The 12,500-nt window shown below is 75.9% G+C and carries 14 protein-coding genes; 11 read left to right on the plus strand and 3 right to left on the minus strand.

Annotated features, from left to right (window positions below; translation table 11 throughout):
* Window positions 1–13 precede the first annotated feature (13 nt).
* From dut to ACI79G_RS20670, 5 genes are read left to right on the plus strand one after another with little or no spacing between them, the layout of a single operon-like run.
* A complete protein-coding gene (gene dut, locus ACI79G_RS20650) occupies window positions 14–508 on the plus strand; it encodes a dUTP diphosphatase (protein WP_217636066.1) in 495 nt (164 codons plus the stop codon).
* A 1-nt stretch (window position 509) separates the two neighbouring features.
* Complete coding sequence (locus tag ACI79G_RS20655; RefSeq protein WP_456882936.1) at window positions 510–1,223, plus strand: DUF3710 domain-containing protein; 714 nt, start codon at window positions 510–512, stop codon at window positions 1,221–1,223.
* Window positions 1,220–2,026 (plus strand): alpha/beta hydrolase family protein, encoded by an 807-nt coding sequence (locus tag ACI79G_RS20660; RefSeq protein WP_456882937.1) that lies wholly within the window; start codon window positions 1,220–1,222, stop codon window positions 2,024–2,026. The genes ACI79G_RS20655 and ACI79G_RS20660 overlap by 4 nt, the downstream gene beginning before the upstream one ends.
* Window positions 2,023–2,400: an OB-fold nucleic acid binding domain-containing protein gene (locus ACI79G_RS20665; RefSeq protein ID WP_456882938.1), complete on the plus strand. Its 378-nt coding sequence runs from the start codon at window positions 2,023–2,025 to the stop codon at window positions 2,398–2,400. Before ACI79G_RS20660 ends, ACI79G_RS20665 begins: the two co-directional genes overlap by 4 nt.
* Entirely contained in the window at window positions 2,397–3,212 is an 816-nt protein-coding gene (locus ACI79G_RS20670; protein ID WP_456882939.1) for a DUF3159 domain-containing protein, read from the plus strand. The genes ACI79G_RS20665 and ACI79G_RS20670 overlap by 4 nt, the downstream gene beginning before the upstream one ends.
* A 98-nt stretch (window positions 3,213–3,310) precedes the next feature.
* On the opposite strand, the gene ACI79G_RS20675 is transcribed toward ACI79G_RS20670, so the two are convergent.
* Complete coding sequence (locus tag ACI79G_RS20675) at window positions 3,311–3,979, minus strand: potassium channel family protein (RefSeq protein WP_456882940.1); 669 nt, start codon at window positions 3,977–3,979, stop codon at window positions 3,311–3,313.
* Window positions 3,979–4,647 carry a potassium channel family protein gene (locus tag ACI79G_RS20680; protein ID WP_456882941.1) on the minus strand — a complete coding sequence of 223 codons (669 nt, stop codon included), beginning with the start codon at window positions 4,645–4,647 and terminating at the stop codon, window positions 3,979–3,981. The genes ACI79G_RS20675 and ACI79G_RS20680 overlap by 1 nt, the downstream gene beginning before the upstream one ends.
* A gap of 162 nt (window positions 4,648–4,809) precedes the next feature.
* On the opposite strand from ACI79G_RS20680, the gene ACI79G_RS20685 reads away from it, so the two are divergent.
* The gene (locus ACI79G_RS20685; protein ID WP_456882942.1) at window positions 4,810–6,849 is read left to right on the plus strand and encodes an APC family permease; all 2,040 of its coding nucleotides are present in this window, start codon (window positions 4,810–4,812) and stop codon (window positions 6,847–6,849) included.
* A gap of 133 nt (window positions 6,850–6,982) precedes the next feature.
* Window positions 6,983–8,290 carry a class I SAM-dependent RNA methyltransferase gene (locus ACI79G_RS20690; protein WP_456882947.1) on the plus strand — a complete coding sequence of 436 codons (1,308 nt, stop codon included), beginning with the start codon at window positions 6,983–6,985 and terminating at the stop codon, window positions 8,288–8,290.
* Between the two features lie 4 nt (window positions 8,291–8,294).
* Here the strand turns inward: ACI79G_RS20690 and ACI79G_RS20695 are convergent, their stop codons facing one another.
* A complete protein-coding gene (locus ACI79G_RS20695) occupies window positions 8,295–9,056 on the minus strand; it encodes a hypothetical protein (RefSeq protein ID WP_456882943.1) in 762 nt (253 codons plus the stop codon).
* Between the two features lie 209 nt (window positions 9,057–9,265).
* Here ACI79G_RS20695 and ACI79G_RS20700 point away from each other — a divergent pair, with 209 nt between their 5' ends.
* The 4 genes from ACI79G_RS20700 to ACI79G_RS20715 all read left to right on the plus strand — a co-directional run bounded on the left by ACI79G_RS20700 (window position 9,266) and on the right by ACI79G_RS20715 (window position 12,303).
* Entirely contained in the window at window positions 9,266–9,493 is a 228-nt protein-coding gene (locus tag ACI79G_RS20700) for a DUF4177 domain-containing protein (RefSeq protein ID WP_072918693.1), read from the plus strand.
* A gap of 137 nt (window positions 9,494–9,630) precedes the next feature.
* The gene (locus tag ACI79G_RS20705; protein ID WP_456882944.1) at window positions 9,631–9,999 is read left to right on the plus strand and encodes a hypothetical protein; all 369 of its coding nucleotides are present in this window, start codon (window positions 9,631–9,633) and stop codon (window positions 9,997–9,999) included.
* 112 nt (window positions 10,000–10,111) lie between these two features.
* Window positions 10,112–12,028 (plus strand): 1-deoxy-D-xylulose-5-phosphate synthase, encoded by a 1,917-nt coding sequence (gene dxs, locus ACI79G_RS20710; RefSeq protein WP_456882945.1) that lies wholly within the window; start codon window positions 10,112–10,114, stop codon window positions 12,026–12,028.
* Window positions 12,025–12,303, plus strand: coding sequence for a thiamine-binding protein (locus ACI79G_RS20715; protein WP_456882946.1), 279 nt, complete (start codon window positions 12,025–12,027; stop codon window positions 12,301–12,303). The genes dxs and ACI79G_RS20715 overlap by 4 nt, the downstream gene beginning before the upstream one ends.
* The last annotated feature ends 197 nt before the right edge of the window (window positions 12,304–12,500 follow it).

A 12,500-nucleotide genomic window follows, 5' to 3' on the forward strand; every position in this document is an offset into this window, starting at 1 on the left:
TAGGGTCGCGGACGTGCCCGACCCCTCCCACCCCGCCGTCCCCGAGGTGGAGGTCCCGGTGCGGCTGTCCTCCCCGGAGGACGTCGTCCCCGCCTACGCCCTGCCCGGGGACGCGGGCGCCGACCTGGCGATCGCCGAGGACCTCGAGCTCGCGCCGTTGCAGCGCGCGCTGGTGGGCACCGGCGTCGCGGTCGCCATCCCGGAGGGCTACGCCGGCTTCGTGCACCCCCGCTCGGGCCTGGCCCACCGGGTGGGCCTCTCCCTGGTGAACGCCCCGGGCACCATCGACGCCGGTTACCGCGGGGAGGTCAAGGTCAACCTGGTCAACCTCGACCCGACGACGCCGCTGACGCTGCGCCGCGGCGACCGCGTGGCCCAGCTGGTGGTGCAGCCGGTCGTGCGCGCCCGCTTCGTCCCGGTCGAGCAGCTGCCGGAGAGCGCGCGGGGCGCCGGGGGCCACGGGTCGACCGGCGGGCACGCGAGCGTCCAGGAGAAGGGGACCGACTGACATGCCGTTCGGACGGCGACGCAACCGGATCGACCGCAGCCTGCGCGAGCGCGGGGTGCCGCCGGAGCCGCAGCACAAGGTCCGCGAGGTCGCGGCGACCACGGGGCCGTGGGACTCCGCCGACGCCCCGGACGACGGGGTCGCCCGCATCGACCTGGGCTCGCTGCTGCTGCCGGCGGTCCCCGGCACGGAGCTGCGGGTCGACGTCAACGCCCAGCAGAAGGTCGTCGGCGCCACGCTGCGCTACGGCGACTCGCTGCTGCAGGTGGCGGTGTTCGCCGCGCCCCGCGCGGCCGGCATCTGGGACGACGTCCGCGCGGACCTCGCCCGCAGCGCCTCGGGGCAGGGCGGGCACCTCGAGGAGGTCGACGGGCCGTTCGGGCCGGAGCTGGCCGGTTTCGTGCGGGCGACCCCGCCGGCGCAGCCCGGCCAGCCCGCGCCCGCTCCGGTGCGCCGGCCCGCCCGCTTCGTCGGCGTCGACGGCCCCCGCTGGTTCCTGCGCGGCATGATCAGCGGTCCGGCGGCGGAGAACCCGGAGGCCGCGGCGGCGCTGGAGCAGGCGTTCCGGCAGATCGTCGTCGTCCGCGGGAGCGCGCCGATGCCGGTCCGCGAGCAGCTGCCGCTGACCCTCCCGCCGCAGGCCGCCGCGCAGCTGGCCGCGCAGCAGGCCGTCCGCCAGCCGGGGACCCCGCCGCCGGCCGCGCCCGGCACGTGAGCGCGCTCGTGAGCGCCGTCCGCACCGCCTACGGGCGGCACCCCGACCAGGTCCTCGAACTGACGCTGCCCGCGGGCACCGGCCCGGCGCCCGTGGCGGTCGTGCTGCACGGCGGCTTCTGGCGGGCCGCGTACGGCGTCGAGCTGGCCCGGCCGCTCGCCGCGGACCTGGCCGAGGCCGGCCTCGCCGCGGTCGCGGTCGAGTACCGCCGGGTCGGCGCCGGCGGCGGCTGGCCGGCCACCCTGGAGGACGTCGCCGCGGCGCTCGACACGCTCCCGGACCTGGCGGGCGCCGACCGGCTGGACCTCTCCGACGTCGCGGTCGTCGGGCACTCCGCCGGCGGGCACCTGGCCGCCTGGGCGGCCGGGCGGTCGCGGCTGCCGGAGGGGGCGCCGGGTGCGCGGCCGCGGGTCCGGGTGGCCGCCGCCGTGCTGCAGGCCGGGGTGCTCGACCTCGAGCGCGCCGCGGCGCAGCGGCTGGGCGACGGGGCGGTGCAGGACCTGCTCGGCGCCGAGCCCGCGGACGCGCCGGAGCGCTACGCGACGGCCGACCCGGTGCGGCTGGTCCCGGCCGGCGTCGACCTGCTGTGCGTGCACGGCACCGGCGACGACGTCGTCCCGGCCGAGCAGAGCACCCGCTACGCGGCGGCCGCCGCGGCGCAGGGCGCAGCGGTCGACGTGCGGCTCGTGCCGGGTGACCACATGGTGCTCATCGACCCGGCGGGGGAGCCGTGGGCGCTGGTCCGGGACTGGCTGCGGTCGCGCGCCGAGGGCGTGCCCGGCGGTTCTACGCTGGGGCCGTGACGCAGACACGCCAGGGCGGTTGGTTCACGCGGACGCTGCAGCGGCTGACCGCCGACGACCAGACCATCGACGCGGAGGAGCTGCGCGCGGGGTCGGCGAACGCCGGCTGCGAGGCGGTCAGCGCCTGCCGCAAGGGTGCCGTCGTCACCGTGACCGGCCGGCTGAAGTCGGTCGTCTACACGCCGCGGGAGACGGTGCCCACCCTGGAGGCGGAGCTGTTCGACGGTTCCGGCTCGGTCACCCTCGTGTGGCTCGGCCGCCGGCGGATCCCCGGCATCGAGCCCGGCCGCTCGCTCACCGCGCACGGCCGCTTCGCCTCCTTCGACGGGCGGCAGGTCATCTACAACCCCCGGTACGAGCTGAGCGCCGGGTGACGGCTGCGCCCGAGGGGGAGGGGCGCCCCGGTCCGGCGCGTCCCGCGGACGGCGCCGGGACCGGGCCGCAGGGCCTGGCCTTCGACCGGCACCTGGTCCTCGACCAGCTCGGCGGCTGGCGCGGCATGCTCGACGCCACGCTGCCCACGGTCGCGTTCATCGTGGCCAACTCCCTGGCCGGGCTGCGCGCCGGCATCTGGTCCGCGCTCGCCGTCGCCGTCCTGCTCTTCGCGCTGCGCCTGGTGCGGCGGGAGAGCGTGCAGCAGGCCTTCAGCGGGCTCTTCGGCGTCGCGATCGCCGTGGCCATCGCCGCCGCCTCGGGTCAGGCCCGCGACTTCTTCGTCCCCGGCCTGATCCGCAACGCCGCCCTCGGCGTGGTGCTGATCGGCTCGATCGCCGTCCGCTGGCCGCTGGTCGGCGTGGTCGCCGAGTTCCTCGCCCCCAGCCACCTGGGCTCGATGGCGTCGCACTCGATGCCGGGTCTGCGCCGCCGCATCGACCGGGTCAACGCGACGCTGCACCACCGGTCACCGCCGGACCCCGCGACCGGCGCCCGCCCGGCCGACCCCGTACCGGAGCGGCACTGGCGCGACGACCCGCGGATGGTGCGCGCCTACTCCTGGCTGACGCTGATGTGGGGCGTGGTCTTCCTGGTCCGCGTCGCCGTCCAGTGGGTGCTCTACCGCGCCGACGAGGTGGAGCTGCTGGGCACCGCCTCGCTGCTGCTGGGCCTGCCGGTCACCGCCGTCGAGGTCGTGGTGACGCTGTGGGTGGTGTCCCGGCTGCACCGGCACCGGGCCGACGCCGCCTAGCGGCCCCTGCAGGGGCCCGCCGCCGGCCTCGTCCAGAGGGTCCGTCCAGAGCCTGCGAGGGATGAGGACGGGGTGCTCGGTGGGGGCAGGGGGTCCTCCTAGAGCGAGGTCGCGGGGGAGAGCACCTGCTGCAGCTGATCCTCGACGTCGGCGTGGGTGACGAACAGCAGCTCGTCGCCGACCTCGAGCGGCTCGTCCGGGGTGGGGGTGATGACCCGGTCGCCGCGCAGGACGGCGGTGAGCACCGTCTCCCGCGGCAGGGGCACCTCGCGCAGCGGCTTCCCGGCCCACGGGGTGTCCTCGGCGAGGGTGATCTCGACCAGGTTGGCCGCGCCCTTGCGGAAGCTCATCAGCCGGACGACGTCGCCGACGGTCACCGCCTCCTCGACCAGCGCGGCGAGCACCCGCGGGGTCGAGACGGCGACGTCGACGCCCCACGCCTCGGTGTAGAGCCACTCGTTGCGCGGGTCCTTGACCCGGGCGACGACGCGGTTGACCGCGAACTCGGTCTTGGCCAGCAGCGAGACCACCAGGTTCGCCTTGTCGTCGCCGGTCGCGGCCACGACGACGTCGCAGGTGGCCAGCTGCGCCTCCTCGAGGGAGGAGACCTCGCACGCGTCGGCCTGCACCCACTCGGCGCCGGGCACCGCCCGGGTGCGGACCTTGCGGCCGTCCTTCTCGATGAGCATCACGGTGTGCCCGTTGGACAGCAGCTCCCCGGCGATCGAGCGCCCGACGGCGCCCGCGCCCACGATGGCGACCCGCATCAGTGTCCCCCTCCCGTGGGGCCCTGCTCGACGACCTGGTGCACCCGCTGGGTGATCGCGTCGGTCGAGGCGACCACGAGCTGGTCGCCGTCCTGCAGCACGGTTCCCACGGTGGGCAGCTGGGCCTCGCCGTAGCGGACCAGCCAGGCGGCCCGCGCCCCGGAGGCGGCCTCCAGCTCGGCCAGCCGCTTGCCGACCCACGGCTCGGTGACGGTGACCCGCATGAGCAGCACCTGCCCGGTGGGCTCGCGCCACAGCTCGCTGACCTTGACCGAGAGCAGCTCGCGCAGCAGCCGGTTCACCGTCCACGGGACGGTCGCGACGCTGGGGATGCCCATCCGCTCGTAGACCTCGGCGCGCTTGGAGTCGTAGATGCGGGCCACGACGTGCTGGACGCCGAAGGTCTCGCGGGCCACGCGCGCGCTGATGATGTTGGAGTTGTCGCCGCTGCTGACCGCGGCGAAGGCGCCGGCGGAGTCGATGCCGGCGTCGAGCAGCGTCTGGCGGTCGAAGCCCAGGCCGGTGACCTGGCGGCCGGTGAAGTCCGGGCCCAGCCGGCGGAAGGCCTCCGGGTCCTGGTCGATCACGGCCACGCTGTGGCCGACCTCCTCGAGCCGGCGGGCGATCGCCGACCCGACGCGGCCGCAGCCCATCACGACCACGTGCACGAGCAACTCCCGAGCTCACGAGTGCGGTGCGCCAGGGTCGGACCCGGCGCGTGTCCGGCCGCGAAGCTACACCTGGACCGCGGTGGGACCGCGGTCCGCAGCGCCACAACTCACCCTCCGGACGCGGGCGGGAGGGGTCCCGGCGTCCGTACCATCGCCGCCGTGCCAACGCTGTCCGATCTCGGACAACTCCCGAAGCGCCTCGTCCTGGGCCGTCCCGTGCGCAGCGACCGGCTCGGCGAGTCCCTGCTGCCCAAGCGCCTGGCGTTGCCCATCTTCGCCAGCGACCCGCTCTCCTCCGTGGCCTACGCCACGCAGGAGATCCTCATCGTCCTCACCCTGGCCGGGACGGCGTTCCTCTACCTGGCCCCCTGGCTGGCGATCGCCGTCGTCCTGCTGCTGGTGACCGTCGTCCTCTCGTACCGCCAGGTGGTGCGGGCCTATCCCTCGGGCGGCGGCGACTACGAGGTCGCCATGAAGAACCACGGGCAGTTCGCCGGGCTCACCGTGGCCAGCGCACTGCTCGTGGACTACGTGCTCACCGTGGCGGTGTCGGTGGCGGCCGGCACCGACAACATCATCTCGGCGTTCCCGGCGCTGAACGAGCACCGCGTCGCACTCGCCGTCGGGCTGGTGGCGCTGCTCGCGGCGGCCAACCTGCGCGGCCTGCGCGAGTCCGGCCGCACCTTCGCCGTCCCGACCTACCTGTTCATCTCCGGCATCATGGTGATGATCGTCACCGGGTTGGTGCGCGACCTGTTCACCGACTCCCCGGTCGTCGCGGAGAGCGCGGGATACGCGATCACCCCCGAGCCCGGGTTCGAGCAGGTGACCGGCCTGGCGCTGGTCTTCTTCGTGCTGCGCGCCTTCGCCTCCGGGTGCACGGCCCTCACCGGCGTCGAGGCGATCGCCAACGGCGTCCCGGCGTTCAAGCCGCCGAAGAGCCGCAACGCCGCCACCACGCTCGCGCTCATGGGCGGCATCGCCGCGACGATGTTCTCCGGCGTCACCGCGCTGGCCCTCGCGGCCGACGTGAAGTACGCCGAGCACCCGTGCGACCTGGTGGGCTTCACCGCCTGCGAGACCGAGCCGCAGCGGACGGTCATCGCGCAGCTGGCCGCCGCGACGTTCGGCGGGCCGACGTCTCCGGGCTTCTTCTACATCCAGGCGGCCACCGCGCTGATCCTCATCCTGGCGGCCAACACCGCGTTCAACGGCTTCCCGCTGCTGGGCTCGGTGCTGGCCCAGGACCGCTTCCTGCCCCGGCAGCTGCACACCCGCGGCGACAAGCTGGTCTACAGCAACGGCATCCTGCTGCTGGCCGGGTTCGCCGCGCTGCTCATCGCCGCCTTCGACGCCGACGTCAACCGGCTGATCCAGATGTACATCGTCGGGGTCTTCACCAGCTTCACCATCGGTCAGTGGGGGATGGTCCGGCACTGGAACCGGGAGCTGCGCTCGGAGGACGACGCGCAGGCCCGCCGCCGCATCCGCCGGTCGCAGGCGATCAACGCCGTCGGCGGCAGCCTGACCACGATCGTGCTGCTGATCATCGTCGTCACCAAGTTCACCCGCGGGGCGTGGCTGGTCCTGCTGGTGATGCCGGTGCTGTTCCTGCTGATGAAGGCGATCGACCGGCACTACTCGCACGTCGCCGAGCAGCTGGTGCCCGACACCGACTCGCGGCTGCTGCCGAGCAAGGTGCACGCCGTCGTGCTCGTCTCCAAGGTCCACAAGCCGACGTTGCGGGCGCTGGCCTTCGCCCGGGCGACCCGGCCCGACCACCTCACCGCGCTGACGGTCAACGTGGACGACGCCGAGACGCGGGCCCTGCAGCAGCAGTGGGAGCGCTACGACATCCCCGTGCCCCTGACGGTGGTGGAGTCGCCGTACCGGGAGATCACCCGGCCGGTCGTGGACTTCGTCAAGTCGATCCGCCGGGACAGCCCACGCGAGCTGGTGGTCGTCTTCGTGCCGCAGTACGTCGTCGGCCACTGGTGGGAGAACGTGCTGCACAACCAGAGCGCGCTGCGGCTGCGCGCCCGCCTGCAGTTCCAGCCCGGCGTCATGATCACCACGGTGCCCTGGCAGCTGGAGAGCTCGATCGGCCGGGAGGACGCCGGACTGCGCGGCATCGGACCGGCGCCCGGTGACCTGCGCCGGGGCCTGACCGACGAGGCGGAGCACACGCCCTATGGATGACGGTGGAGGACCCCGTCCTCCTGACCCCTCCGGCAAGGACCCCGCTGCCCCCGGAGAAGGACCCCGTCCTCCCCAGCCTTCGCACGCTCAGGCCGGGGCCCGGGACGGGGCCGATCGGGCTCGCGGCGGGGCCCTGCAGCGGGGCCGGAAGCGGGCAGCGGGCCCCGACCGCGGGAGCGGGTGGACCGGCCGCGAGTTCGAGGTGACCGTCGGCCCGGTGGCCCACGGCGGGCACTGCGTCGCCCGGCACGAGGGACGGGTCGTCTTCGTGCGGCACACGCTGCCCGGCGAGCGGGTCGTCGTCCGGGTCACCGAGGACCGGCAGCCCGGCTTCTGCCGCGCCGACGCCGTCGAGGTGCTCGAGGCCGCTCCCGACCGGGTGCCGCGGCCCTGCCCGTACAGCGGCCCGGGACGCTGCGGGGGCTGCGACTGGCAGCACGTCAAGCACGAGGGGCAGTTGGGGCTCAAGGCCGCGGTGGTCCGCGAGCAGCTGACCCGGCTGGGCGGACTGTCCGGGGACGACGCCGTCGTGCGCGACCTCGTCGTCGAGGCGTTGCCCGGCGGTCCGCTGCGCTGGCGCACCCGCGCCCGGTTCGCCGTCGACCGCGCCGGGGCCCCGGGGCTGCGCCGGCACCGCTCGCACGACCTGGTGCTGCTCGACGACTGCCCGATCACCGTGCAGCCGGCCGCGGCCGCCGTCCTCGACCGCCGCTGGCCGGGCGCCGGCGCGGTGGACGTCGCCGTCGACTCCGCCGGCACGGTGACCACCACCCGGCTCGACCGCCGGGGCCGACCGCAGTCGACGCGGGTGCTGCGTGCCGGCGAGGACGAGGGCGGGCGGGACGACGGCACGGCGCCGGCCGGCCGGGCCACGCGCTGGGCCGCCGGGCGCGACTGGGAGGTCGAGGGCACCGGCTTCTGGCAGGTGCACCCCGCCGCGGCCGACGCGCTCACCGCGACCGTGGCCGAGTTCGCCGGCGTGCGGGCGGGCGAGACAGTGCTCGACCTCTACGCCGGGGCGGGGCTGTTCGGCGGCGCGCTCGCGCCCGCGGCCGGGGATGCGGGCCGGGTGGTCTGCGTGGAGGCCGACGAGGCCGCCTGCGCCGCCGCCGAGGCCAACCTCGCCGCGCTGCCGCAGGCGGAGGTCTGGCAGGGCGAGGTGGACGCCGAGGGGCTCACCGAGCTGCTCGCCGAGCTGGGCGGGGCCCCCGACGTCGTCGTCCTCGACCCGCCGCGGGCCGGCGCCGGGGCGGCGGTCAGCCGGGTGCTCGCCGGCGCTGGTCCGCGCGCGGTGGTCTACGTGGCCTGCGACCCGGCGGCACTGGCGCGCGACGTCGCCGCGTTCGCCGCGGGCGGCTACCGGCTGACCGGGCTGCGCGGCTTCGACGCCTTCCCGATGACCGCGCACGTGGAGTGCGTGGCGCTGCTCGAGCGCGCCTGACGGGTCAGTCCCGGTCGCGCTTCTTCTGCTTCTCCTGCTTGCGGTCCCCGTTCCCGCGGTCCGGGGCGGGGGCCGTCGCGGTCTCCGTGGCCTCCGTCGGCGTCGGCGCTGCCGACGGGGTCGACGGCACCGCCTGCGGGACGGCGGGGACGGCGGCCTGCACGGTCGGGGCCGGGGCGACCGGCTGGGGGACGGCCGGCTGCGGGACTGCCGGCTGCGGGACAGCCGGCTGCGGGACGGCCGGCGCCGGGGCCCGCGGTGCCGGGGTGGAGGACGACGCGACCGACGGCGACGCAGCGGGCGCCGGCTGCTGCGCCGGCGAGGGGGTCGGCGAGGGGCTGTCGGCGGCGGGCGTGGAGGCCGGTGTCCCGGCGGCGGTCGGCGTCCCGGCGGCGATGGGCGCCCCGGCGACGATGGTCGTCCCGGCGTCCGCGGGCAGCGGTGCGGCGGAGGAGGGGACCGGGGTCTCGCTCTCGGCCGTGCGGACGGCGTCGCCGACGTCACGGGCGCGCTCGGCGTCCCCGATCTCCCCGGCCCGGACGGCGTCGCCGACCTCCCCGGCCCGGACGGCGTCCCCGACGCCGCTGTGGGCGGCGTCGACCGTGCCGTGCACCGCCGTGGTGCCCGGCCCGGACACCCCACCGTCGTCGGCCGCGACGGCGCCCAGGCCGGCGGCCATGCCGACGAAGGACAGCATCCCGAGGGCGGTCGTCGCGAACCGGGGCGGGCGGGCGCCCTCGGGGTGCGGGCGCGACAGGCGGAGCATGCGGGTGGTCCCCTCGGCGGTGCGGGTGGCGGGTGTGGTGCGGCGGTCGGGCGGAGAGCCCGGGAGGGCGGCACTCGGCTCTGCACACGCAGAGCGTTCGGACGGCCGCGCAAGGTGACGGTAACCCGGACGGCGCCGTGACGGAAGGGTCCGGCCGGGATCCGGGCGGCCGGCCCGGGGAGGAGGGCGACCGACTACGGTGACTTCCCGTGACCACCTGGGAGTACGCCTCGGTCATCACGGCCAACGACGCGGAGTCGCAGCGGGCAGGGGTGAGCGTCAAGCTCCCCGGCGGCCAGCTGGAGCGTCAGGCGGGTGACACCAGCTCGGTGCTCAACCGGCTGGGGAGCGAGGGCTGGGAGCTCGTGAGCTACCACTCCAGCGGCGCGGGCACCTGGGGCTTCGAGCAGTTCTGGCTCAAGCGCCCCACCTCCTGAGAGAGGACCTCCTCGCCCCCGGCGAGATCGCCGATCTCGCACGGCCACGGGGCCTGTTCCGTGCGGGATCGCCGGTCTCGCCGCTGACCGGGTCGGGGGATCGAACGTGCGTTCGACCGGTGCGGCAGACTGCTGCGGTGGACGCTTCGCTGCCGCCGGGCTGGCCCGCCGCCGTGCGACCGCCCGGCGCCCCCGACTGGGAGCGCACCGCGGTGGCCTGGCTGTTCGACCTGGTGCCGCCGGACTACCGGGCGCACGAGGTGCTGCGCCGCTACCCGGTGCTGCTCGCCCGCTTCGCCCGCGACCACGTCGCCGCCGGGCTGGAGGCGGCGCGGGCGGGGTGGCGCACGGTACGGGTGGAGCTCGCCGACGAGCTGCCGGCCGATGCGATGGAGGCGGCGATCACCGCGTACGAGCGGGAGGGCGCCCGGCTGGCGGCCGCCGCCCGCGGGATCGAGGCGGTGGCCGGTGCGCTCCGGGGCGAGCGGTGGGTGCCGCGGCTGTGAGCCTGCATCCAGCCCCGGTGCTCGACCGGAAGGGGGAGGAAAGCGCGGATACAGTGGGTCGGCGGCCGAAGCGATGCCGCACCTGCCGCCGATGGAGAGGACGCACCACCTCGTGTCGCTCCTGCGATCGCTCCACAGCCCCGACGACCTGAAGGCGCTGCCGGCCGAGCAGCTGCCTGCACTCGCCGCCGAGATCCGCGACGCACTGGTCACCAGCGTCGCCCGGACCGGTGGGCACCTCGGGCCCAACCTCGGTGCGGTCGAGCTGACCATCGCCCTGCACCGGGTCTTCGACTCCCCGCGCGAGCCGATCGTCTTCGACACCGGCCACCAGAGCTACGTGCACAAGATGCTCACCGGCCGCGTGCCGGACTTCGCGCGGCTGCGCCAGCGCGGCGGCCTCTCCGGCTACCCGAGCCGCGCCGAGAGCGAGCACGACTGGGTGGAGAACAGCCACGCCTCCACCTCGCTGTCCTACGCCGACGGGCTGGCCAAGGCATTCGCCGTCCGCGGCGAGCAGCGCCCCGTGGTCGCCGTCATCGGCGACGGCGCGCTCACCGGCGGCATGGCCTGGGAGGCGCTGAACAACATCGCCGGTGCCCAGGACCGCCCGGTGGTCATCGTCGTCAACGACAACGGCCGCTCCTACTCGCCCACGATCGGCGGCGTCGCCGACGCACTGGCCTCGCTGCGGCTGCGCCCGGGCTACGAGCAGGCGCTGCTGCAGGTCCGCCAGGCGCTGCACCGCGCCCCGGTGGTCGGCTCGGCGCTCTACGACGCGCTGCACGCCATCAAGAAGGGCCTCAAGGACGTGCTCTCGCCGCAGGGCATGTTCGAGGACCTCGGCCTGAAGTACATCGGCCCGGTCGACGGGCACGACGTCCGGGCGATGGAGTCCGCGCTGCGCCGCGCCCGCTCCTTCGGCGGGCCGGTCATCGTGCACGCCGTCACCACCAAGGGCTTCGGCTACCCGCCGGCCGAGACCGACCAGATCGACGCCTGGCACGCCACCGGCGTCTTCGACCCCGACAGCGGGGCGAGCCCGGCCGCCAAGGGCCGGGACTGGACGACGGCCTTCTCCGACGAGCTGGTGCGCATCGGCGCCGAGCGCTCCGACGTCGTCGCCATCACCGCGGCGATGCTGCACCCGACCGGCCTGGCCGCCTTCGCCGAGCGCTTCCCGGAGCGGACCTACGACGTCGGCATCGCCGAGCAGCACGCGCTCACCTCGGCCGCGGGCCTGGCGATGGGCGGGCTGCACCCGGTCGTCGCGGTCTACTCGACCTTCCTCAACCGGGCCTTCGACCAGCTGCTCATGGACGTCGCGCTGCACCGCCAGCCGGTCACCGTCGTCCTGGACCGGGCCGGCGTCACCGGCAGCGACGGCGCCTCGCACAACGGCATGTGGGACATGTCGATCCTCTCCGTCGTCCCCGGGCTGCGGCTGGCCGCGCCGCGGGACGAGGCGACGCTGCGGGAAGCGCTGCGCGAGGCGGTCGAGGTGACCGACGGGCCGAGCGTCGTCCGCTTCCCGAAGGGGGTCCCGCCGGTCGACGTCCCGGCGCTGGAGCGGCGCGGCCCGGTCGACGTGCTGCGCCGCGGTGCGCAGCAGGAGGTGCTGCTGGTCGCGGTCGGCTCGATGGTCCCGGTGTGCCTGGCCGCCGCCGAGCGCGCCGCCGACCACGGCATCGACGTGACCGTCGTCGACCCGCGCTGGGTGCTGCCGGTCTCCGAGGAGCTCGTGGCGCTGGCGTCCGGTTTCCGGCTGGTGGTCACCGTCGAGGACGGTGGCCGGGCCGGCGGCGTGGGCACCACGCTCACGCAGGCGCTGCAGGACCGCGGCGTCGACGTCCCGCTGCGGTCGCTGGGCCTGCCGCAGGCCTTCCTCGAGCACGGCAGCGTCGGCCAGGTGCTGGCCGACGCCGGCCTCACCGAGCAGGACGTCGCCCGGCGGATCGCCGAGTGGACGGCCGTGCTCGCCGAGCGTTCCGAGGGCGGCGTCGCCGAGGTGGTCGAGGAGCGGCCGTGATAGCCGAGATCCAGGTCGCGCCCTCGCCGGCCGGGACGCCCGAGGACCCGCACGCGTACGTCGAGGCGGCGGTCCGGGTCATCCAGGCGTCCGGCCTGCGCCACGAGGTGAGTGCCCTGGGCACGACCCTGGAGGGGGACGACGACGCCGTCTGGACGACGCTGCGGGCCGCGCACGAGGCGATGCTGGCGGCGGGCGCGTCGACCGGGATCTCGCACGTGAAGATCGCATCTGTCGGCCGGACGATGGAGAGCCTCACCTCCAAGTTCCGGTGAGGGCGCGGAGGGAGCACCTCCGCCGTCCTGGCTCGCCGTGGGGGGGGGGGGGGGGGGGGGGGGGGGGGGGGGGGGGGGGGGGGGGGGGGGGGGGGGGGGGGCGGGGGGGGTGGGGGGGGTGGGGGGGGGGGGGGGGGGGGGGGGGGGGGGGGGGGGGGGGGGGGGGGGGGGGGGGGGGGGGGGGGGGGGGGGGGGGG

Source organism: Geodermatophilus sp. SYSU D00779 (assembly GCF_054050595.1).

Coding starts and splice junctions, on each gene's coding strand:
- ACI79G_RS20655 (WP_456882936.1), top strand. CDS start 510: ATGCCGTTCGGACGGCGACGCAACCGGATCGACCGCAGCCTGCGCGAG.
- ACI79G_RS20675 (WP_456882940.1), bottom strand. CDS start 3,979: ATGCGGGTCGCCATCGTGGGCGCGGGCGCCGTCGGGCGCTCGATCGCC.
- ACI79G_RS20695 (WP_456882943.1), bottom strand. CDS start 9,056: ATGCTCCGCCTGTCGCGCCCGCACCCCGAGGGCGCCCGCCCGCCCCGG.